Genomic DNA, 19,752 nt, shown 5'->3' with positions numbered 1-19,752 from the left:
AGCTCGGGGCCGCCCTCAGGGCCGACCGGCATGGGGGCATTCGCACGTCTGTAACAGGTTCGCGCAGCTCTAAGGAGGGGTCAGGCGTTGACGGCCCAGCCCGACACGACAGCCCCGACAACACCCATGCGCCCGCTTCGTGCGTGGCAGCGCAGGGCGCTGACCAAGTACCTGACGACCAAGCCGCAGGACTTCCTCGCGGTGGCGACGCCCGGCGCGGGCAAGACGACCTTCGGGCTGCGGGTGGCCGCCGAGCTGCTCGCCGACCGCACGGTGCAGGCCGTCACGATCGTGACGCCCACCGAGCACCTCAAGCACCAGTGGGCGAAGGCCGCCGCCGAGGCCGGTATCGCCATCGACTCGAACTTCCGCAACACCGCGGGCGCCACCTCCACCGACTACCACGGGGTCGCGGTGACCTACGCCCAGGTCGCGGCGCACCCGACGCTGCACCGGGTGCGCACCGAGAACCGCAAGACCCTGGTGATCCTCGACGAGATCCACCACGGTGGTGACGCCAAGTCCTGGGGCGACGCGATCCGCGAGTCCTTCACCCCGGCCGTGCGCAGGCTCGCGCTGACCGGCACACCGTTCCGCAGCGACGACAGCCCGATCCCGTTCGTGGGCTACGAGCCCGACGGCGCCGGGTTCATGCGCAGCAGGTCCGACCACGCCTACGGCTACTCCGACGCCCTGCGCGACGGGGTCGTCCGGCCCGTGCTGTTCCTGGCCTACTCCGGTGAGGCCAGCTGGCGGACCGGTGCCGGTGAGGAGTTCACCGCGCGGCTGGGTGAGCCGCTGACCCAGGAGCAGACCGCGCGGGCCTGGCGCACCGCCCTGGACCCCACGGGGGAGTGGATCCCCTCGGTGATCCGCGCCGCCGACATGCGGCTCAACCAGGTCCGCCAGGTCATGCCCGACGCCGGTGCCATGGTGCTCGCCTCCGACCAGGAGTCCGCCAAGGCCTACGCGCGGATCCTGCACGAGCTGACCGGTGAGATGCCCGCGCTCGTGCTGTCCGACGACCCCAAGGCCACTGGCAAGATCGCCGAGTACTCGGCGGGCACGCAGCGGTGGCTCGTCGCCGTGCGCATGGTGTCCGAGGGCGTGGACGTGCCGCGGCTGGCCGTGGGCGTGTACGCCACCAGTTCCTCCACCCCGCTGTTCTTCGCCCAGGCCATCGGCCGGTTCGTGCGCGCCCGCAAGCCCGGCGAGACCGCCAGCGTGTTCCTGCCCAGCGTGCCGGTGCTGCTGGAGCTGGCCAGCCAGCTGGAGGCCGAGCGGGACCACGTGCTCGGCAAGCCGCACCGGGAGAAGGACGGCTGGGACGACGAGCTGCTCGCCGAGGCCAACCGCACCAAGGACGAGGGCGAGGAGGAGAAGGGCTTCACCTCCCTGGGCGCCTCCGCCGAGCTCGACCAGCTGATCTACGACGGCTCCTCGTTCGGCACCGCCGCGCTGGCCGGTACCGAGGAGGAGCAGGAGTACCTCGGGCTGCCCGGTCTGCTCGAACCGGACCAGGTGCGCGAGCTGCTGCGGCAGCGCCAGGAGAAGCAGCTCGCGGCGGTGTCCGCCCGCAAGGCCGCCGAGCCGCCCGCCCCCGTGCCGCAGGCCCGGCCGAGGTCCGTGCAGGAGCGGCTCGCCGAGCTGCGCAAGGAGCTCAACACGCTCGTCGCGATGTACCACCACCGGACGAAGAAGCCGCACGGCAAGATCCACAACGATCTGCGGACGTACTGCGGGGGACCGCCCACCGCCATGGCGACCGTGGACCAGTTGGAGGAGCGGATCTCCACGCTGCGGTCCTGGTGATGGGTGACGCCGGGTGATCGGGCGTGGAATACCGCACCCAGTGATCAACATCGGCAACCGCCGTGCAACCCCGGACCGGAGTGCCGCCCGCGAGAGCGATCTCACCGCCCGCCACCAGCTTTTTTCGCACTTCGAACTAATTTCTGACGCTCTGTAGTCGCCTGCGTCTATTTCGGTGTATTGGTGGCCTTCTGGTTACCTTGCTGTTGCCGCATCGTGTCGACAAACCCGGCCTTAACCGCTTCAGCGTTGTTCACCTCACCCCATTCAGTGACATACGTTGTGCGCCACAACATTTCCGGGTTCTTCCTGTGACCCCGGACACGATGAAGGGGACGCTGATGCGTAGCAGAACCCTCGCCCTGCTCGCCGCCGGAGCCGGGCTCGCCCTGGCCGCGACGGCCTGTGGCGCCAACAGTGCCGGCGGGGGCTCCGGCAGCACCGCCACCTCCGGCTCCGGCGACGCGAACGCGCCGAAGGTCGGTGTGGTCCTGCCCGAGACGGCCACCTCCGCGCGCTGGGAGGGCTTCGACCGCCCGCTGCTGGAGAAGGAGCTCAAGGCGGCCGGGCTCAACCCGATCATCGAGAACGCCCAGGGCGACGCCCAGAAGTTCTCGCAGCTGGCCGACACGATGCTCAGCCAGGGCGTGAAGGTGCTGATCCTGGCCGCGCCCAACGGTGACGTCGGCGCCTCGGTGGAGCAGAAGGCCAAGGCCCAGGGCGTGCCGGTCATCGACTACGACCGCCTCAACGCGGGCGGCAGCGCCGACTACTACGTCTCCTTCGACAACGTGAAGGTCGGCCACCTGCAGGGGCAGGCGCTGGCCGACAAGCTCCAGGGCACGCAGGGCGCCCAGGTCATCGAGATCGAGGGCAGCGCCACCGACAACAACGCGCTGCTGTTCCAGCAGGGCCAGCACGAGGTGCTCAAGCCGCTCTACGACTCGGGCAAGCTCAGGCTGGTCAACTCCCAGCTGATCGACCAGTGGGACAACCAGAAGGGTGGCCAGGTCTTCGAGCAGTTCCTGACCGCCAACGGCGGCAAGGTCGACGGCGTGGTCGCGGCCAACGACGGCCTGGCCGGTGCGGTGATCACCGTGCTGACCAAGAACAGCCTCAACGGCAAGGTCCCGGTCACCGGTCAGGACGCCACCGTGGACGGCCTCAAGGCCATCCTGCGCGGGGACCAGTACATGACCGTGTTCAAGCCGATCGACCAGGAGGCCTCGGCCGCCGCGAAGCTGGCCGCCGCACTGGTCAAGAACAGCAAGGCCGACGCGGACAAGGTGGCCACCGGCTCGGTCACCGACCCGAAGACCCAGCGCAAGGTCCCCTCGCTGCTGCTGGAGCCGCAGGCCATCACCAAGGACAAGGTCAAGGACGTCATCTCGGCGGGCGCGGTCAAGAAGGAGGACGTCTGCGCCGGCGACGTCGCCGCGCTGTGCGGCCAGAACGGCATCTCCTAGTCCTCGCCCGAACCACCGCCGCCGGGGCGCCGGCACCCCCGACGCCAGCGCCCCGGCGGCGGTTCCCACCCCTACAGGGAGAGACTCATGACCGAGCCGATCCTCGAACTCCGCGGTGTCAACAAGAGCTTCGGCCCCGTGCACGTGCTGCACGACGTGGACCTCGTCGTGCGCCCCGGTGAGGTCACCGCGCTGGTCGGTGACAACGGCGCGGGCAAGTCCACCGTGGTCAAGAGCATCGCGGGCATCCACCAGATCGACTCCGGTGAGGTGGTCTTCGACGGCGAGCCGGTGCACATCCCCGGGCCGCGCGAGGCCGCCGCGCTGGGCATCGAGGTCGTCTACCAGGACCTGGCGCTGTGCGACAACCTGGACATCGTCCAGAACATGTTCCTGGGCAGGGAGCGCGGCAAGGGCGGCTTCCTGGACGAGGCCGACATGGAGCGCGCCGCGCGGGAGACCCTCGCCTCGCTGTCGGTGCGCACCGTGAAGTCCGTGCGCACCCAGGTGTCCTCGCTGTCCGGCGGGCAGCGGCAGACCGTGGCCATCGCCAAGGCGGTGCTGTGGAACAGCAAGGTCGTGCTGCTCGACGAGCCGACCGCCGCGCTGGGCGTCGCGCAGACCCGGCAGGTGCTCGACCTGGTGCGCAGGCTCGCCGACCAGGGCCTGGGCGTGGTGCTGATCAGCCACAACATGAACGACGTCTTCGAGGTCGCGGACACCATCGCGACCCTCTACCTGGGCCGGATGGTGGCCCAGCTGCCGACCAGGGACCTGACCAACACGCAGGTGGTCGAGCTGATCACCGCCGGGCGCTCCGGCGACATCGGCCTGGCCAAGCCCGAAGTCGCGACGGTGTGAGGACACAGATGACCGCGCAGACCCCCACCAAGAACGCCGCGATCGCCGACTTCGGCATCGACACCACCAGCCGCACCCCCGCCCAGGCCCTGCGCGACTACCTCGACCGGGTCCGCGGCGGTGAACTGGGCTCGCTGCCCGCCCTGCTCGGCCTGCTCCTGCTGGTGATCGTCTTCACCGTCGCGTCGAGCACCTTCCTGACCCTGAACAACCTCGCCAACCTGCTGGCGCAGGGCGCGGGCACCACCATCATCGCGATGGGCCTGGTCTTCGTGCTGCTGCTCGGCGAGATCGACCTGTCCGCCGGTACCGCCTCGGGTGTGACGGCCGCCGTGATGGCCCTGCACTTCGTGAAGAACGGCAACCTGCTCGGCGGCATGGGCAACACCGTCTTCCTCGTCTTCGTGGGCCTGCTGGTGCTGGCCGTCGCCGCCGCCCTGTGGGTGCGCATCTGGGCGGGCGCCGCGATGGCCGCGGTGGCCATCGTGCTGCTGGCCCTGGGTGTACCGCCGGACCCGTGGCTGGAGATGCTGCTCGCGATCTGCGTGGGCACCGCCATCGGCTGCCTCACCGGCGTGCTGATCTCCAAGGTGGGCATCCCGTCCTTCGTGGTGACCCTGGCGCTGTTCCTGGCCTGGAACGGCGTGGTGCTGCAACTGATCGGCAACGGCGGCACGCTGTCGATCAGCCAGAGCCCGGTGCTGTTCGCGGTGGCCAACGGCAACCTGTCCGTGGCGGGCAGCTGGGTGCTGTTCGTCGTGGCCGCGGGCGGTTATGCCGCGGTCGTGCTGAGCAGGCACTTCGGCCGGGTCCGCAAGGGGCTGGTCGCGCTTCCGACGGTGCTGGTCGGCAGCAAGGTGGCGGCCGTGGTCGTGGCCAGCGCCGTCGCGACCTACCTGTTCACCGTGAACCGCTCGCCCAACCCGGACCGGATCACCATCACCGGCGTGCCCTACGTGGTGCCGATCATCCTGGTGCTGCTCGTGGTCGGCACCTTCGTGCTGGACCGCACCCGGTACGGCAGGCACGTCTACGCCGTGGGCGGCAACACCGAGGCGGCCCGCCGCGCGGGCGTCAACGTGCCCAAGATCCGGATGAGCGTGTTCGTGATCGCCTCCTCGGTGGCCGCGATCGGCTCGATCGTCTACTCCTCGAAGGTCGGCTCGGTGGACCCGAACGCGGGCGCGGGCAACGTGCTGCTGTTCGCGGTCGGCGCCGCGGTCATCGGCGGCACCTCGCTGTTCGGCGGCAAGGGCAGGGTCATCAACGCGGTCATCGGTGGCGCCGTGCTGGCCACCGTGCAGAACGGCCTCGGCCTGCTCAGCGTCGGCCCCGCCGTGATCAACATCGTGACCGGCCTGGTGCTGCTGCTCGCGGCGAGCGTGGACGCGCTCTCAAGGCGGCGCGCGAAGGCCACCGGCCACTAGCGCGGTGTCCGGCGTCCCGCGCCGGTGCTGCCGCGCCCAGGCGGCGCCTCGCCGCACCGCCCCCGCACCCCCGTACACCCAGTACGAAGGCACGGGGGCGGCACGCCGATCCATCCACCTGGATCACGACATCACCCGACGCGAGCCTTGGACACCGCACTAGGGGAGAATCAGGGGCGACAAGGGGGTGCTCGCTGGTGACTGGACCACCGACCGCGGGCACGCGCCCCGACGAGGTGCGCAGGCACAACCGCACCGCCTTGCTGCGCAGGCTGCACGTCGGCGGCCCGTGCACCAGAGCCGAACTGGCCGCTGAGCTGGGGCTCAACCGGAGCACCATCAAGGCACTGGTGGACGGGCTCGCCGAGGGCGGGCTGGTGGTGGAGCAGGTCTCCGCCAAGCGGCTGGGCGCGGGCCGGCCCTCCCTGCTGGTGCTGCCCCAGCCGCGGGCGCTGTGGGTGCTGGCGGTGGACGTGGGCGTCGAGCAGACCACGGTGGCCGCCGTGGGCTTCGGCGGCGAGGTGCTGGGCTCGCGCACCTGGACGCTCAGCCGGGGCGCCAGCTCCGTGCAGGACGTGGTCGGCAAGGTGGCGCTGGCCGCGCGGAGGCTGGCCGACCGGCTCGGCGGCTCCCCGGTCGGCGCGGGGGTCTCGGTGCCCGGGGTGGTGCGCCGGGACGGCTACGTGCACGAGGCGCCCAACCTGCACTGGACCGGCGTGCACCTCGGTGAGCTGCTCTCCACCGCCCTGCGCAGGCCCGTGCTGGTGGGCAACGACGCCGAGCTGGGCGCGCTGGCCGAGCACACCAGGGGAGTGGCCAGGCAGGCCGCCGACATGGTGTTCGTCTCGGTGGACGTGGGCGTGGGCGGCGGGGTCATCTCCGAGCGGGCCGCGGTGCGCGGCACCGGTGGCTCCGTGGGCGAGCTGGGGCACATGGTGGTGCGTCCCGGCGGGCGGTCCTGCTACTGCGGCTGCCGTGGCTGCTGGGAGACCGAGGTGGGCGAGGACGCCCTGTGCCGGGCGCTGAGCCTGCCCGAGGGCTCCGCGCGCGAGCTGGTGGTGTCGGAGCTGCGGTCACTGGGTGAGCAGCCCGAGCTGGCGCTGTACCGGCTGCGCGAGTTCACCGACTGGCTGGCGCTGGGCTTGATCAACGTGGTGAACCTGCTGGGGCCCGAACTGGTCGTGCTCGGGGACCTGCTCGCCGAGCTGCCGCCCGTCATCGTGGACGAGGTGGCCGAGGAGGTCCGCCAGCGCAGCCTGGTCAGCCGGGCCGTGGGCGGCATCCGGATCACCACCTCCTCACTCGGCCCCGAGGCGAAGATCATCGGGGCTGCCGAGCTGGCCTTCGAACAGGCCCTCTGACCCACCCCAGTTGTCAGGAAAGTGCCGTATGCGACATCAGATGTCGCATACGGCACTTTCCTGACATGTCGGGGGGCGACAGCGCGAAGGGCGCGGACCCGTCGGTCCGCGCCCTTCGCCTCGTTGTGGAGTTGTCCTAGCGGTTGGGCTCCTCAGCCCTGCTGGATCTCGGCGGCCAGCTCACGCAGCTTGGTGCTGTGCTCCCGGGCGTGGTGCCCGCAGAACAGGAGCTCGCCCCCGGAGGGGAGGATGGCGCGTACCTGGGCGGCCGCGCCGCACCGGTCGCAGCGGTCGACAGCGGTCAGCTCGGGGCGGGTGAGCAGCGTGGTCATGGAAATCTCCCTCCGTCCCGGCACCGGTGCTCCGGTGCCTACTACAGCTGCGACCACAGCGCCCTCAGGTGCCGAGCGCGGTGTTCGCTGCCCTCACTTTAAGCAGACGTTCGCCGCGATGTCAGTGTTCCCTTTCGCCGCGGCGACGCCGGTCACGTGTGAAGTACCCGGATGCAGCAAGTGAGAACCGGTTCCGCACACACTTGCGATGATCTGTCCTCAAGGCCACCGCGAGGTGCCGAGTTCGTTACGTTTCGTCGTCGATGCAGCTCGGAGGTCACGCAACGCGACGAACTCGGACATCCGGGATACGTCGCGAAGGGCCTTCCCGGTTCGCTCCGAGCGGGCCCGTGTGTCTTGCGTCACAGGGTGATCGGCTCTGTTCGCTTGTAGCGGACAGAGCGCTCCAGCGCCGGTTTTGCCCGGTTTTTCGTGCATGAACAAGCAAGAGCCCGCCCGGCGCGTGCCGGACGGGCTCTCGTATGGGACTGCTCAGTCCAGGTAGTCGCGCAGCACCTGGGAACGCGACGGGTGGCGCAGCTTCGACATCGTCTTGGACTCGATCTGCCGGATCCGCTCGCGGGTCACCCCGTAGACCTGGCCGATCTCGTCCAGGGTGCGCGGCTGGCCGTCGGTGAGGCCGAAGCGCAGCCGCACCACGCCCGCCTCACGCTCGGACAGCGTGGCCAGCACCGACTGCAACTGGTCCTGCAGCAGGGTGAAGGACACGGCGTCCACCGCGACCACGGCCTCGGAGTCCTCGATGAAGTCACCGAGCTGGCTGTCGCCCTCGTCGCCGATGGTCTGGTCCAGCGAGATCGGCTCCCTGGCGTACTGCTGGATCTCCAGGACCTTCTCGGGGGTGATGTCCATTTCCTTGGCCAGCTCCTCCGGCGTGGGCTCGCGGCCCAGGTCCTGGAGCAGCTCGCGCTGGATACGGCCGAGCTTGTTGATCACTTCCACCATGTGCACCGGGATGCGGATGGTGCGCGCCTGGTCGGCCATGGCGCGGGTGATCGCCTGGCGGATCCACCAGGTGGCATAGGTGGAGAACTTGTAGCCCTTGGTGTAGTCGAACTTCTCGACCGCGCGGATCAGGCCCAGGTTGCCCTCCTGGATCAGGTCCAGGAACGCCATGCCGCGGCCGGTGTAGCGCTTGGCCAGCGAGACGACCAGCCGGAGGTTCGCCTCCAGCAGGTGGTTCTTGGCGCGCTCGCCGTCGCGGACGATCCAGCGCAGGTCCCTGCGCATCTGCGGGGCCAGCTTCTCGGCCTCGTCCTCGGCCTTGCGCACGCGCTCGGCGGCGTAGAGCCCGGCCTCGATGCGCTTGGCCAGCTCCACCTCCTCCTCGGCGTTGAGCAGGGCGACCTTGCCGATCTGCTTGAGGTACGCGCGGACCGAGTCGGCGGAGGCGGTGAGCTCGGCGTCCTTGCGGGCCTGCCGCAGCGCCTCGGACTCCTCCTCGTCCCAGACGAAGTCGCTCTCGTTGCCCTTCGTCTCCTCCTCGTCGGGCTCCTCGACGACGTCCTCGACGAGCTCGGCTTCCAGCTCGGCCTGGTCGACCTCGATCTCGCCCTCAAGGTCCTCCGGCTCGTCGCCGTCGCCCTTCTTGGCCTTCGCCGGGCTCGCCTTGCCGGTCGCGTCGCCCGCGGCCTTCCTCGGCGCACGGGTCGTCTTGGCCGCCGTCTTCTTGGCCCCGGCAGCGGGCTTGGCCGCCGTCTTGCGGGCGGTGGTGGCCTTCACGGCCTCCTCGCCCTCAGCGGCCTTGGTACCGGTGGCCTTGGCGGCGCTCGCGGCGGTGCTGGAGCGTCGGGTTGCGGTTTCTGCGGCTGCCACGTACGCCCTTTCGCGACGGTCGTTCACGGCAGGCCGAAGGGCGCGAACCTCGGCCGCCAGGGGTTTCGGGGGAGCGCCCGGCGGCTGCTCGCCGTGGGCACTGTTCCATTGTAACGACGAAGGCCGCGCCGCGTGGCCACCGACCAGCGCGAGCGCGGCCTCCGATCGGCATCGCGAGCGCGTTGCCGCAGGTAGATCGCCCGAAGAGGAGCCAAGTAATTTTTCGGGTGTACTTCTAGTGGCCGATTCCGTGCGCCGCGGCCGCCGCCGCGCCGACGATTCCGGCGTCGTTCTTGAGCGAGGCGGGCACAACCTCGGTGCGGACCTTGAGCAGCGGCAGCCACTTCTCGGCCTTCTTGCTCACCCCGCCGCCCGCGATCAGCAGGTCCGGCCAGATCAGGTTCTCCAGGGTGGACAGGTACTTGGTGACCCGGTGTGCCCACTCCTCCCAGGACAGGTCCTTGTCCTCCTTCACCGAGGCCGCCGCGCGCTTCTCCGCGTCGTGCCCGTCCACCTCCAGGTGGCCGAACTCGGTGTTGGGCACGAGCTTGCCGTTGAGGAACACGGCGCTGCCGATGCCGGTGCCGAAGGTCAGCAGCACCACCACGCCGTCCCGGTCCCGGCCCGCGCCGAAGCGCACCTCGGCCAGGCCCGCCGCGTCGGCGTCGTTGAGCACGACCACGTCCTCCGGCCTGCGGCCCAGCTTGTCCGCGAACAGCTTGGCCGCGTCGGTGTCCACCCAGCCCTTGTCCACGTTGGCCGCCGTCAGCGCGACCCCGTGCTTGACCACGCAGGGCAGGGTGACCCCCACCGGCCCGGTCCAGCCGAACTTCTCCACGATCTCGGCGACCACGTCGGCCACCGCGTCCGGGGTCGACGGCTGGGGTGTGGCGATGCGCAGCCGCTCGCCCTCCAGGGCCCCGGTCTCCAGGTCGACCAGGCCGCCCTTGATGCCCGAGCCGCCGATGTCGACCCCGAACCCGCGAGTTGTGCCCATCCGCTGGACCCTTCCTACTCGATTCAGTGCGTGGTGCGCAGACACTAACGTGTGTGGTTCGGTGAACGGCGTGGTAGTCGCGCAAACCGAAGCACTCGTCGAAGTCGCCGTCCAGGTCGCGGCCGAGGCCGCCGAGCTCGTGCTGGCCACTCGCGGCAACGCTGTCACCCAGGTGGACACCAAGTCCAGCGAGACCGATGTGGTGACCGCCGCCGACCGGGCCGCCGAGCAACTCGTGCGGGACCGCCTGGCCCAGCTGAGGCCGGGGGAGCCCGTGCTGGGGGAGGAGGCGGGCGGCACCCAGCGGCTGGACGGCCTGGTCTGGGTGGTCGACCCGATCGACGGCACCGTCAACTACCTGTACGGCCTGCCCTGGTACGCGGTGTCGCTGGCGGCCCAGCTGGACGGCGTCTCCGTGGCCGGCGCCGTGGTGGAGCCGGTGTCCGGCCGGGTGTGGACCGGCCTGCGCGGGGGCGGGGCCTGGCTGGACGGCAGGCCCCTGCGCGCCTCGGCGGCCCGGCGGCTGGACCTGTCCCTGCTGGCGACCGGCTTCGCCTACGCCACCGAGCGCAGGCAGCGCCAGGCCGAGGTGATGGGCCGGGTGGTCGGCCAGGTCCGCGACCTGCGCCGCAACGGGGCCGCCTCGCTGGAGCTGTGCGCGGTCGCCGCTGGCTGGCTGGACGGCTACGTGGAGCACGGGCTCAACCGCTGGGACTGGGCGGCGGGCGCGCTGATCGCCGAGGAGGCGGGCGCCGTGGTGCGGCTGCCGGGCTCGGACCCCGAGGGGCTGGGGGCGGAGGCCACCTTCGCGGCGGCGCCCGGCATCGCCGAGCAGTTGCGGGCGGTACTGGTCGAGGCCGGGATCAACCAGGTGTGAGCCTCAGCAGTGGGTGGACCTGGCCGCGGTCACCAGATCGGCGCTGATCGGCGGCTGGGCGCCCTGCTGGGCCAGCTGCCCGCCCTGCTGGGACGGCTGGTGCTGGGCCCAGGAGGCGAGCTGGTCGAGCACCTGCTTGGCGTCGGAGCTCGGCTTGATCTGGTCGAACCTCTTGCCCAGCGCCAGGTCCACGGTGGCGTCCTGGCGGTCGTCGCGGACCAGTTCGGCGCAGGGCTCCACGAGGCTGAGCGTGCGGGCCGCCGAGGCGCCGTTGGGGCCGAACCGGATCTGGCCGCGGCAGGACAGGTCGCCCGCCGGGTACACCGGGTCGTTGTTCGGCTCGGCCGCCTTGCCGAACCCCAGCTGGCTCAGGTGGGCCGCCGCGATCCCGGCCTGGCCCTTCTGGCTGCTGGCGTTGAGCACGCGCAGCTGGATCTGCGTCGCGGCGGCCGGGGTGGTCTTGTCCAGCGCGTCGCGGTCCAGTGCGGTGCCGGGCGCGGGCGCCGGTGCCGCGGGGGTACCGCTGGTGCTGGTCGGGGCCGGGCCGGGGGCGTTGCAGTGCACGGCCGCGTTCACGTCGTCGGCGGTGTGGATCACCTTGGCCCACACGTACACCGCGACCACGCCGAGGATGACGAAGACCACGAGGGCGGGCCACGGGCGGCGTTTGCGGTACAGCGCTGATCTCGGCGCCCCGCTGCCCCCGAACCCGCGTGCCGAAACCACTGTCCCCGTCCTCCTCGATCAGCGGGCCCGTCAGGCGTGCCGCCCTGGCGGAGCCCTGTCACCCGCGACGACCAAGCCACTGATCAGCCTAGGCGCATCACGCGGTCCGCGTCGGCCGAAACGCCAGCGACCCGGCGGTGGCGCCCCGCTACCGAGTGGCTGCACACCGTGCGCACCGTGCTGGAATCCGACCACGTGCCCGAAGCGCCCGGCAAGGGGGCGGCACGAGTTTTTCCCCCTTGCTTGCTGGGAGTTCTCGAAAGGTGGGATGACTCGTTCGCGCGGATGGGTGATCAGTGGCGCAAGGGGTTGCGCGATGGGCTACCATCTCGGCGCTCCGACGCACTGACGGTCCGGTTGGGAAATCGATTCCGATCACTGGTGGCAGCCGGCTGGGGAGCGAGACCTCCGTCACTCCGACGGTGGGCACAAATCACGGCGCTGGAACGTTGACCAGCGGCACGAACACAGTCTGAATTGTGACTGCAGGGGTGAAAGAAGATGGCGACCGACTACGACGCTCCGCGCCGCAGCCAGGAGGACGAGCTCGCTGAGGACTCTCTTGAGGAGCTCAAGGCTCGACGCAACGAGACGCAGTCCGGCGTGGTCGACGTCGATGTGGACGCACCGGACGAGAACTTCGAGCTGCCAGGCGCGGACCTGTCCAACGAGGAGCTCACCGTCAAGGTGCTGCCCAAGCAGGCTGACGAGTTCACCTGCTCGAGCTGCTTCCTGGTGCACCACAGGAGCAGGCTCGCAGAGCAGAGCGGTACTCGGCTGATCTGCCGCGACTGCGCCTGACCGAACACAGATCGGAGAAGTACTGGGGGACCGGCGCCGGAGTGACCGGCCGGCGCCGCACCCCGTGCCCCGTCCCCGGTCCGGGACGGCTCGACCAGGGGCACGGGAGGGACTGGTGAGTCAGTGCCGCAGCAGCGCAGCGAGGCGCTCACCCGAGCGCACGCTGAACAGCCAGTACGGCGTGGGGTCCGCCGGGTCGTTCAGGTAGATCCGCACCATCGGGCCGACCCAGGCGCGGTGCACCACGAACGCGGTCGGGTCCAGGTCCGGGCCCATCGCCCTGCGCTTGTCCTTGGCGCTGACCACCTCGACCTGCTCGACGAACTCCAGCGGCACGTGCGCGTCACCGACCCACAGCTCGCCGCCACGCACCCGCACCGTGGACCGGCCCAGCCACAGCAGCGCCGCGACGACCAGCGGCACCGTGATCAGGTACGGCAGCCAGGCCCGCACCCCGGGGTAGCCCATGTGCACCTCGGCGGCCAGCAGCACCGCCGCGACCAGCGGCAGCGGCCATCCCCACCACGGTACGTACAGCCGTTCGGAGAACTCGGTCTGGTGCTTTGGCTCGGTCACGCCGTTCTCGGTCACCGCACCAGGGTAGTGTCGGCCGCCGTGCCCAGCTTGCAGGTCCTGCTGACCCGAACAGACCCCGGCGTCCCCGTGCCGTCCTACGCCACCGAAGGCGATGCCGGTGTGGACCTGGTCACCACCGAGGACCTCGTGCTGGCCCCCGGCGAACGCGCCGTGGTGGGCACCGGCATCGCGGTGGCCCTCCCCGTCGGCTTCGCGGGTTTTGTGCACCCCCGTTCCGGGCTGGCGGCCAGGGCCGGGCTGAGCGTGGTCAACACACCGGGCACGATCGACGCCGGCTACCGGGGCGAGATCCGGATCTGCCTGATCAACCACGACCTGCGGGAACCGATCGTGCTGCGCCGGGGCGACCGGATCGCGCAGTTGGTCGTGCAGCGCGTGGAGCACGTCACCTTCCAGGAGGTCGCCGAGCTGCCCGAGTCGCAGCGCGGTACCGGGGGGTACGGATCGACCGGCGGGCACGCGGTGCTCGCGGCCCCGGCTGCGGCCGGGACCCAGCTGGGGACGAAGGAGTAGACGGGGATGTTCGGCAGGCGCGGGAAGCGCGGGCGGCACCACGCGGGGCGCGACAACGCGCCCGCGAAGGCCGTGGACGCGGGCGAGCAGGGCTACCAGGACCAGGCGGAGCTCGAACCGGCCAGTGGGCCCTACGACGCCGCCGACGCCCCGTCCGACGGGCTGTCCCGGCTGGACCTGGGCTCGGTCCAGGTCCCGGTGCCCGACGGCGCCCAGTTGCAGGTCGAGATGGAGCCCTCCGGCTCCGTGCGCGCCGTGCACCTGGTGACCCCGGTCGGCCAGCTCACCATCAGCGCCTACGCCGCACCCCGCTCCGGCGGGCTGTGGAAGGAGATCTCCGAGGAGCTGGGCGAGAAGCTGCGCTCCGACGGGGCCAGGGTCGTGCGCGAGGCCGGTGAGTGGTCCGAGGAGCTGGTGGCCAGCGCCAACGACGTGGCACTGCGCTTCGTCGGCGTGGACGGCGAGCGGTGGATGCTGCGCGGGGTCGTGGCCGGTCCGCGCGAGCACGCCCACATCGCGGGCGAGCTGCTGCGCAACGTGGTCCGCGAGACCATCGTGGTGCGCGGCCCCAACCCGATGCCGGTGAGCACCGCGCTGCCCGTGGAGCTGCCGCCCGCCATCGCCCAGCACATCCAGCAGCAGCAGGCCCAGGGCGGCCAGGGGTAATTGCCGTGCTCCGGGCGCGGTCGGCTGGTTAGCCTCCGACCGTGCCCGACGCAGCGGAGTGGTTGGTGTTCCTGGGGGCGACGGCCGTGTTCGCGGTCCTGCCCGGTCCCGGCGTGCTCTACGTGCTCGCCCGCAGCCTGCGCGGCGGCCGGGGCGAGGGCATCCGCTCCGCCGTGGGCACCTGCCTGGGCGCACTGGTCCACGTGGTCGCCGCCGCGTTCGGGCTGTCCGCCGTGCTGGCCACCTCCGCCACCGCGTTCACCGCGGTGAAGCTGGCCGGTGCCGCCTACCTGGTCTACCTCGGCCTGCGCGGACTGTTCGGTCGGCACGAGCAGACCGGCCCCGACCGGGCGCCCCGCGGGTCCGCCCTGGTGCAGGGCGTGCTCACCGAGGTGCTCAACCCCAAGACGGCACTGTTCTTCCTGGCGTTCCTGCCCCACTTCGTGCACCCCGAGCGGGCACCCGCCCCGCTGGTGTTCCTGCTGCTCGGGCTCGTCGTGGTGGGCTCCGCCCTGGTCGCCGACCTGACCGTCGCCCTGTGCGCGGGCCCGCTGGGCGAGCGGCTCATGGGCAACCTGCGCTGGCAGAACCGCCAGCGGGTGGCCACCAGCCTCACCATGATCGGCCTAGGCGGGGCGCTCGCGCTGGCCGACAACGGGTAGCGGCTCACGCCTCGGCTATGTCATGAAGGTGCCCTTCACGACGCTGGGTGTCCCAAGGGGCACCTTCATGGCGGTGCCGCGCCTCGTGCCGCCGAGGCCGCTGTCCTCGCCGCGTCGTGTCATGAAGGTGCCCTTCACGACGTTGAACGTCTCAAGGGGCACCTTCATGACACAGGGGAGCGGCGGCCTCCTGCCAGGCCTGCACGGCGGCCCGGCCCAGGGCGGTCCGGTCGGCACCGAACTCGGCGAAGCTGAGGGTGCGCAGGGCGCTGTGGGGCAGGGCTGCGGCCCACTGGCGGGCCACGGGCAGCGGGTGCACCGGGTCGTCGACGACGGCGGCGAGGCCCGCGGGAACGGACAGGGCGGCCAGCTGCGCGGCGGTCGGCGCGGGGCGGTCGGCGGCCAGCAGCGAGTCGGCGAGCCCGTGGCCGTGCCTGCGCCAGGCGCGGTCCAGTTCGGCGGCCAGCCACGGGTCCACGCCCGCGGTGGCGGCACGCAGCGTGGCGTCGACCCCGTCGCGGCGCACGGCCTCGGCGGAGAGCCGGGCGGCCACGGCACCGGGCGAGCCCTCGGCGCCGCCGCACCACGCGGGCAGCGCCAGGAGCAGACCGGCGCAGCGGGTGGGGTGCGCGCAGGCCCACTCGGCGGCCACGTGGGCGCCCAGCGAGACCCCGCCGACCAGCACGGGCCCGTGCTGGGCCGCGGCGTCCAGGGCTGCGAGGTGGTGCCGCACCAGGTCGGGACCCGGTACCGGCCCGGGGGCCACCAGCTCCAGGTCGGCGGCCCTCAGTGGCGCCTGGAACACCGATCGGATGAAAACCTCATCCGACCCGGTACCGGGCAGGAGAACCGCAGTGCACCCCACGTCGCCAGATCTCACCGAAGGCACAGCCTTCGCGCAAGGCCGGGCACGGTTACCCTGGCTGGTGAGAGGTCCCGGAGCCGGGGCCGGCAAGCACCCTGGAGAGTGCGATGGCGAGCACGGGGGGCGGCTACTGGCGCCGTCTCGTACGGCGGCTGACCAGCGATGTCGCCGAACTCGACGCCGATGACCTGTCCCGAAAAGCCGAGGCCGACGGGGCGCAGAAGGCGTGCGACTGCCGATCGGGTGAAGAGGTCACCGTATTGGGGCGCCTGCGCAGCGTGGAGCTCTGCCCGCGCGACGCCGCGGCGACCCTGGAGGCGGAGCTCTACGACGGCACGGAGGGCGTGACGCTAGTCTGGCTCGGCCGCCGGAGGATCCCAGGCATCGAGCCAGGCCGGACCATCAAGGCCAGGGGCAGGATCGCGGTTCGGGACGGGCGCAAGGTGCTCTACAACCCCTACTACGAGTTGCAGACGACTTCATGAGTGAACAACAGCCAGCCGTTCCCGCCGACGAGGCGCAGCAGGACAAGCCGGAGAAGCAGCCCACACTGCTGGAGCAGATGGGTGGCATCGCGGGCCTGATCTACTCCTCGGTGCCCGTCGTGGTCTTCGTGGTGGTCAACGCGATCTTCGACTGGCAGCCCGCGATCTGGTCCGCGGTGGGGGTCGCGGTGGCCATCGCGGTCCTGCGACTGGTCCGCAAGCAGCCACTGCAACCGGCGATCTCCGGTCTGTTCGGCATCGCCATCGCCGCGTTCATCGTGGTGCGCACCGGCTCCGCCAAGGGTTTCTTCCTGTTCGGGATCTGGACCAGCCTCATCTACTGCGGGGTCTTCCTGGTGTCCGCGTTGGTGCGCTGGCCGCTGGCGGGGGTCATCTGGTCCACGCTCAACGGGACCGGTTTCCGCTGGCGCTCCGACCGCAAGGCCACCCTGTACTACGACGTGGCGACCCTGGTCTGGATCCTGGTGTTCGGTTCCAAGTTCGTGGTGCAGAACTGGCTCTACGACCAGGACTACGTGGGCCTGCTCGGGGTGGCCAGGATCGCCATGGGCTACCCGCTGACCGCGGTGGCCATCGCCGTCACGGTCTGGGCCGTGCGCAAGGCCGACAAGCGGCTGGCCGCGCTGGAGGAGGAACGCGCCGCCCCGGTCGGCGGCGTCGCCGACCCCACCTCCTAACGGCGGTTCCCCCGTTCCCGGCGCGCCCGCGAGGCTGGGCGCTCCGAGAGAGCTTGGGGGTTCCACCGATGAAGGTCCTCACCCGCGCCAGACCCGCGGTGCTCGCCGCGGTGACACTGGCCGTGCTGGCCCCTGCCGTGGCACAGGCCGCGCCGGCGCCCTGGCAGATCGTGCCCACCCCGGACGCCACCGCGCCCAGCAGCGTGGCCGGACTTGCCGTGCTCGGTCCGAAGGACGCCTGGGCGGTCGGCGAGCAGTCCACCGGCGAGCTGGCCATGCACTGGGACGGCACCACGTGGAAGGCCGCGCCCACGCACGCCGTGACGGCGGGCGGCTTCAGCGCCGTCGCCGCCCGCACGGGGGACGACGTCTGGGCGGTCGGCCAGCAGGGCTACTACAACAACCTGGTGGCCCGTGCGGAGTCGCGCGTCAACCTGGCCCCGGGCCCCGGCGTCACCACGTTGATCGAGCACTGGGACGGTCGCGTTTGGACGGTCGTGCCCGGGCCGAACCCCGGTACGCGCGGCAACGTGCTCTACGGAGTCGCCACCGCGGGCCGCGAGGACGTGTGGGCCGTCGGCTCCAGCCAGGACGTGGACAGCGACCCGGTGCCGCTGGTGCAGCACTGGGACGGCCACGCCTGGACCCGGGTGAGCACGCCGGCGAGCACACCCGGCGAGTTGCAGTCGGTGACGGTGATCGCCCCGGACGACGTGTGGGCGGTCGGCAGTGACGGCCCGCGGTCCGGGACGCTGAGCCCGCTGGCGCTGCACTGGAACGGGCGGGCCTGGAGCAAACTGGCCGTGCCGTCACGGGTGTCCGGCAACACCGACGCCAAGGCCGTGGTCGGCGGACCGAGCGGCCCGCTGCTGGTGGGTACCGCCCGCACCGGCAACACCCGGTACGGCATCGAGCCCGCGTTCGCGCGCTGGCAGCACGGGGCCTGGGCCCAGGCGCCCGCCCCGCCGGTGGACCAGCAGCAGGGTCTGTACGTGATCGCGATGGCCGCCGACCGGACGGGCGCCGTCTGGGCGGGCGGCCACCTCACCACCGACCGCGCGCCCTACGTGGCCCGCTACGACGGCAAGTCCTGGCAGCCGATCGCGCTGCCCGCCACCGGCCTGTCCTTCGTCAACGCGCTGGCGACCACGCCGGATGGCAGGAACACCTGGGCCGCCGTGTACTCCGGCACCGGGGCGCACCGCCACCCCGTGCTGCTGCGCCACCTGGCCTGAGCACAGCTGTGCCCCCAACGCAACCGTTGGGGGCACAGCGGTATCAGGACAAACCGAGGGCTGCTTGGATTTCGTGCTCCACGTCCGCGGAGGTCACGAACAGCAGCTCGTCCCCGGGCTCGAACGGGTCGTCCGGCTGCGGCACGATCACCCGGCCGCCGCGCAGGATGGTCACCAGCGCGCAGTCCTTGGGCAGCGACAGCTGCTCCACGGCCTGACCCGCCAGCGGGCTGTCCTCCGGCAGGGTGATCTCCACCAGGTTCGCCTGGCCCTGCCGCAGGGTCATCAGCCGCACCAGGTCGCCGACGCTGACGGCCTCCTCGACCATCGCGGCCAGCATCCTCGGCGTGGACACGGCCACGTCCACGCCCCAGGCCTCGGTGAACAGCCACTCGTTGTTGGGGTCGTTGACCCTGGCCACCACGCGGCGCACCGCGAACTCGGTCTTGGCCAGCAGCGAGACCACCAGGTTGACCTTGTCGTCCCCGGTGGCGGCGATCACCACGTCGCACAGCTGCATGCCCGCGTCCTCCAGCGAGGACAGCTCGCACGCGTCGGCGTGCACCCACTCCGCCTGCTCGACGGTGCCCGGCTCGAAGTGCGCCCGGTCCCGCTCGATCAGCATGACCTGGTGCCCGCCACCGAGCAGCTCATGGGCGATGGACCGGCCCACCGCCCCGGCGCCCGCGATCGCGACCCGCATCAGTGGCTCTCCTCAGGTGCCTGTGCCGCCGCGGCGGTCACCTCGGTGATCGTCCCCGACAGCGCGGCGACGTAGATCTCGTCGTCGGCCTGCACGACGCTGCTGGGCTGGGGCAGTACCCCGGTGCCGAAGCGCATGATGAACGCGACCCGGCACCCGGTGGCCTCCTGCAACTCGGCGATGGGCCTGCCGACCCAGCCCTCGTGCACGGGCAGCGGCAGCACCGCCACCGTGCCGGAGGGGTCCCGCCACGCCGTGGCCGAGCCCTCGGGCACCAGCATGCGCAGGAACCGGTCGGTCGCCCAGGGCACGGTGGCCACGGTGGGGATGCCCAGCCGCTCGTAGACCGCCGCCCGCTTGGGGTCGTAGATCCGCGCCACGACGTGCTGCACGCCGAAGGTCTCCCGGGCCACCCTGGCCGTGATGATGTTGGAGTTGTCCCCACTGGACACCGCGGCCAGCGCACCGGCCCGCTCCACCCCGGCGGCCACCAGCACCTGCCGGTCGAAGCCGTTGCCCACGACCTGCTGACCGTGGAAGTCGTTGCCGAGGCGCCGGAACGCCTGGCCGTCCTTGTCGATGACAGCTACCTGGTTGCCGAGCCGTTCCAGTGACTTGGCCAGTGAGGCCCCCACCCGACCGCAGCCCATGACCACGACGTGCACGAAATATCCTCCTCCGGGGTGCCCTCCCCCTGATGCGCGCTGCACGCTACCCGGACGCCGTGACGATGGGGTCAGCACCGCCCCCGACGTCCCAATGGGCCGGTTTGGGCACCAACCTACCCATGGTTGCTCCGATGTGGTGACGGCCTCGCCTACGCTGTGCCGTT

21 protein-coding genes are annotated in these 19,752 nt (G+C 71.4%); 13 read left to right on the top strand and 8 right to left on the bottom strand.

Annotation, left to right across the window (positions count from 1 at the left end):
• Positions 1-126 precede the first annotated feature (126 nt).
• The 5 genes from KALB_RS33680 to KALB_RS33660 all read left to right on the top strand — a co-directional run bounded on the left by KALB_RS33680 (position 127) and on the right by KALB_RS33660 (position 6,927).
• Positions 127-1,812, top strand: coding sequence for a DEAD/DEAH box helicase (locus KALB_RS33680; RefSeq protein ID WP_025360076.1), 1,686 nt, complete (start codon positions 127-129; stop codon positions 1,810-1,812).
• A gap of 341 nt (positions 1,813-2,153) precedes the next feature.
• On the top strand, positions 2,154-3,278 hold the full coding sequence (locus KALB_RS33675) for a sugar ABC transporter substrate-binding protein (protein WP_025360075.1): 1,125 nt from the start codon (positions 2,154-2,156) through the stop codon (positions 3,276-3,278).
• Positions 3,279-3,365: 87 nt separating this feature from the next.
• The gene (locus tag KALB_RS33670; RefSeq protein ID WP_025360074.1) at positions 3,366-4,139 is read left to right on the top strand and encodes an ATP-binding cassette domain-containing protein; all 774 of its coding nucleotides are present in this window, start codon (positions 3,366-3,368) and stop codon (positions 4,137-4,139) included.
• 8 nt (positions 4,140-4,147) lie between these two features.
• The gene (locus KALB_RS33665; protein ID WP_025360073.1) at positions 4,148-5,566 is read left to right on the top strand and encodes a sugar ABC transporter permease; all 1,419 of its coding nucleotides are present in this window, start codon (positions 4,148-4,150) and stop codon (positions 5,564-5,566) included.
• Between the two features lie 197 nt (positions 5,567-5,763).
• Positions 5,764-6,927, top strand: a complete 1,164-nt coding sequence (locus tag KALB_RS33660) for an ROK family transcriptional regulator (protein WP_025360072.1) — start codon at positions 5,764-5,766, stop codon at positions 6,925-6,927.
• 152 nt (positions 6,928-7,079) lie between these two features.
• Here the strand turns inward: KALB_RS33660 and KALB_RS33655 are convergent, their stop codons facing one another.
• The 3 genes from KALB_RS33655 to ppgK form a co-directional block, all read right to left on the bottom strand.
• Complete coding sequence (locus KALB_RS33655; protein ID WP_025360071.1) at positions 7,080-7,259, bottom strand: DUF7455 domain-containing protein; 180 nt, start codon at positions 7,257-7,259, stop codon at positions 7,080-7,082.
• Positions 7,260-7,751: 492 nt separating this feature from the next.
• Positions 7,752-9,095 (bottom strand): RNA polymerase sigma factor, encoded by a 1,344-nt coding sequence (locus tag KALB_RS33650; protein ID WP_025360070.1) that lies wholly within the window; start codon positions 9,093-9,095, stop codon positions 7,752-7,754.
• 235 nt (positions 9,096-9,330) lie between these two features.
• The gene (ppgK, locus tag KALB_RS33645; RefSeq protein ID WP_025360069.1) at positions 9,331-10,092 is read right to left on the bottom strand and encodes a polyphosphate--glucose phosphotransferase; all 762 of its coding nucleotides are present in this window, start codon (positions 10,090-10,092) and stop codon (positions 9,331-9,333) included.
• Between the two features lie 70 nt (positions 10,093-10,162).
• Here ppgK and KALB_RS33640 point away from each other — a divergent pair, with 70 nt between their 5' ends.
• Positions 10,163-10,969 (top strand): inositol monophosphatase family protein, encoded by an 807-nt coding sequence (locus KALB_RS33640; RefSeq protein ID WP_030111521.1) that lies wholly within the window; start codon positions 10,163-10,165, stop codon positions 10,967-10,969.
• Positions 10,970-10,972: 3 nt separating this feature from the next.
• Here the strand turns inward: KALB_RS33640 and cei are convergent, their stop codons facing one another.
• Positions 10,973-11,695, bottom strand: coding sequence for an envelope integrity protein Cei (gene cei, locus KALB_RS33635; protein ID WP_030111520.1), 723 nt, complete (start codon positions 11,693-11,695; stop codon positions 10,973-10,975).
• A gap of 501 nt (positions 11,696-12,196) precedes the next feature.
• On the opposite strand from cei, the gene KALB_RS33630 reads away from it, so the two are divergent.
• Positions 12,197-12,496, top strand: coding sequence for a DUF4193 domain-containing protein (locus KALB_RS33630; RefSeq protein ID WP_025360066.1), 300 nt, complete (start codon positions 12,197-12,199; stop codon positions 12,494-12,496).
• 120 nt (positions 12,497-12,616) lie between these two features.
• Here KALB_RS33630 and KALB_RS33625 read toward each other — a convergent pair whose 3' ends face one another.
• The gene (locus KALB_RS33625) at positions 12,617-13,087 is read right to left on the bottom strand and encodes a DUF3093 domain-containing protein (RefSeq protein WP_042221069.1); all 471 of its coding nucleotides are present in this window, start codon (positions 13,085-13,087) and stop codon (positions 12,617-12,619) included.
• Positions 13,088-13,111: 24 nt separating this feature from the next.
• Here KALB_RS33625 and dut point away from each other — a divergent pair, with 24 nt between their 5' ends.
• Genes dut through KALB_RS33610 form a run of 3 tightly spaced genes read left to right on the top strand, consistent with a single transcriptional unit; the run spans position 13,112 to position 14,934 of the window.
• A complete protein-coding gene (gene dut, locus KALB_RS33620) occupies positions 13,112-13,606 on the top strand; it encodes a dUTP diphosphatase (protein WP_025360064.1) in 495 nt (164 codons plus the stop codon).
• Between the two features lie 6 nt (positions 13,607-13,612).
• Positions 13,613-14,272, top strand: a complete 660-nt coding sequence (locus tag KALB_RS33615; RefSeq protein ID WP_025360063.1) for a DUF3710 domain-containing protein — start codon at positions 13,613-13,615, stop codon at positions 14,270-14,272.
• 41 nt (positions 14,273-14,313) lie between these two features.
• Complete coding sequence (locus KALB_RS33610; protein ID WP_025360062.1) at positions 14,314-14,934, top strand: LysE family translocator; 621 nt, start codon at positions 14,314-14,316, stop codon at positions 14,932-14,934.
• Between the two features lie 151 nt (positions 14,935-15,085).
• Here KALB_RS33610 and KALB_RS33605 read toward each other — a convergent pair whose 3' ends face one another.
• Positions 15,086-15,739, bottom strand: a complete 654-nt coding sequence (locus tag KALB_RS33605) for an alpha/beta fold hydrolase (protein WP_236650080.1) — start codon at positions 15,737-15,739, stop codon at positions 15,086-15,088.
• A gap of 167 nt (positions 15,740-15,906) precedes the next feature.
• On the opposite strand from KALB_RS33605, the gene KALB_RS33600 reads away from it, so the two are divergent.
• The 3 genes from KALB_RS33600 (at position 15,907) to KALB_RS44510 (ending at position 18,217) form a co-directional block, all read left to right on the top strand.
• Positions 15,907-16,284: an OB-fold nucleic acid binding domain-containing protein gene (locus KALB_RS33600; protein ID WP_025360060.1), complete on the top strand. Its 378-nt coding sequence runs from the start codon at positions 15,907-15,909 to the stop codon at positions 16,282-16,284.
• Positions 16,281-16,982: a DUF3159 domain-containing protein gene (locus KALB_RS33595; RefSeq protein WP_025360059.1), complete on the top strand. Its 702-nt coding sequence runs from the start codon at positions 16,281-16,283 to the stop codon at positions 16,980-16,982. Before KALB_RS33600 ends, KALB_RS33595 begins: the two co-directional genes overlap by 4 nt.
• 68 nt (positions 16,983-17,050) lie before the next feature.
• Positions 17,051-18,217, top strand: a complete 1,167-nt coding sequence (locus KALB_RS44510) for a hypothetical protein (RefSeq protein WP_025360058.1) — start codon at positions 17,051-17,053, stop codon at positions 18,215-18,217.
• A 43-nt stretch (positions 18,218-18,260) separates the two neighbouring features.
• Here the strand turns inward: KALB_RS44510 and KALB_RS33585 are convergent, their stop codons facing one another.
• Both KALB_RS33585 and KALB_RS33580 read right to left on the bottom strand, forming a co-directional pair.
• Positions 18,261-18,920 carry a potassium channel family protein gene (locus tag KALB_RS33585; RefSeq protein WP_025360057.1) on the bottom strand — a complete coding sequence of 220 codons (660 nt, stop codon included), beginning with the start codon at positions 18,918-18,920 and terminating at the stop codon, positions 18,261-18,263.
• Complete coding sequence (locus KALB_RS33580) at positions 18,920-19,585, bottom strand: potassium channel family protein (RefSeq protein ID WP_025360056.1); 666 nt, start codon at positions 19,583-19,585, stop codon at positions 18,920-18,922. The genes KALB_RS33585 and KALB_RS33580 overlap by 1 nt, the downstream gene beginning before the upstream one ends.
• Positions 19,586-19,752: the final 167 nt, after the last annotated feature.

Source organism: Kutzneria viridogrisea DSM 43870, assembly GCF_000525635.1.
Lineage (GTDB): Bacteria > Actinomycetota > Actinomycetes > Mycobacteriales > Pseudonocardiaceae > Kutzneria > Kutzneria viridogrisea.
This window is presented reverse-complemented; position numbering and strand designations above follow the sequence as displayed.

Excerpts from the sequence above, each read along its gene's own strand:
- KALB_RS33680 (WP_025360076.1), top strand. The coding sequence starts at position 127 with ATGCGCCCGCTTCGTGCGTGGCAGCGCAGGGCGCTGACCAAGTACCTG.
- KALB_RS33675 (WP_025360075.1), top strand. The coding sequence starts at position 2,154 with ATGCGTAGCAGAACCCTCGCCCTGCTCGCCGCCGGAGCCGGGCTCGCC.
- KALB_RS33670 (WP_025360074.1), top strand. The coding sequence starts at position 3,366 with ATGACCGAGCCGATCCTCGAACTCCGCGGTGTCAACAAGAGCTTCGGC.
- KALB_RS33665 (WP_025360073.1), top strand. The coding sequence starts at position 4,148 with ATGACCGCGCAGACCCCCACCAAGAACGCCGCGATCGCCGACTTCGGC.
- KALB_RS33655 (WP_025360071.1), bottom strand. The coding sequence starts at position 7,259 with ATGACCACGCTGCTCACCCGCCCCGAGCTGACCGCTGTCGACCGCTGC.
- ppgK (WP_025360069.1), bottom strand. The coding sequence starts at position 10,092 with ATGGGCACAACTCGCGGGTTCGGGGTCGACATCGGCGGCTCGGGCATC.
- KALB_RS33630 (WP_025360066.1), top strand. The coding sequence starts at position 12,197 with ATGGCGACCGACTACGACGCTCCGCGCCGCAGCCAGGAGGACGAGCTC.
- KALB_RS33615 (WP_025360063.1), top strand. The coding sequence starts at position 13,613 with ATGTTCGGCAGGCGCGGGAAGCGCGGGCGGCACCACGCGGGGCGCGAC.
- KALB_RS33600 (WP_025360060.1), top strand. The coding sequence starts at position 15,907 with ATGGCGAGCACGGGGGGCGGCTACTGGCGCCGTCTCGTACGGCGGCTG.
- KALB_RS33595 (WP_025360059.1), top strand. The coding sequence starts at position 16,281 with ATGAGTGAACAACAGCCAGCCGTTCCCGCCGACGAGGCGCAGCAGGAC.
- KALB_RS44510 (WP_025360058.1), top strand. The coding sequence starts at position 17,051 with ATGAAGGTCCTCACCCGCGCCAGACCCGCGGTGCTCGCCGCGGTGACA.
- KALB_RS33585 (WP_025360057.1), bottom strand. The coding sequence starts at position 18,920 with ATGCGGGTCGCGATCGCGGGCGCCGGGGCGGTGGGCCGGTCCATCGCC.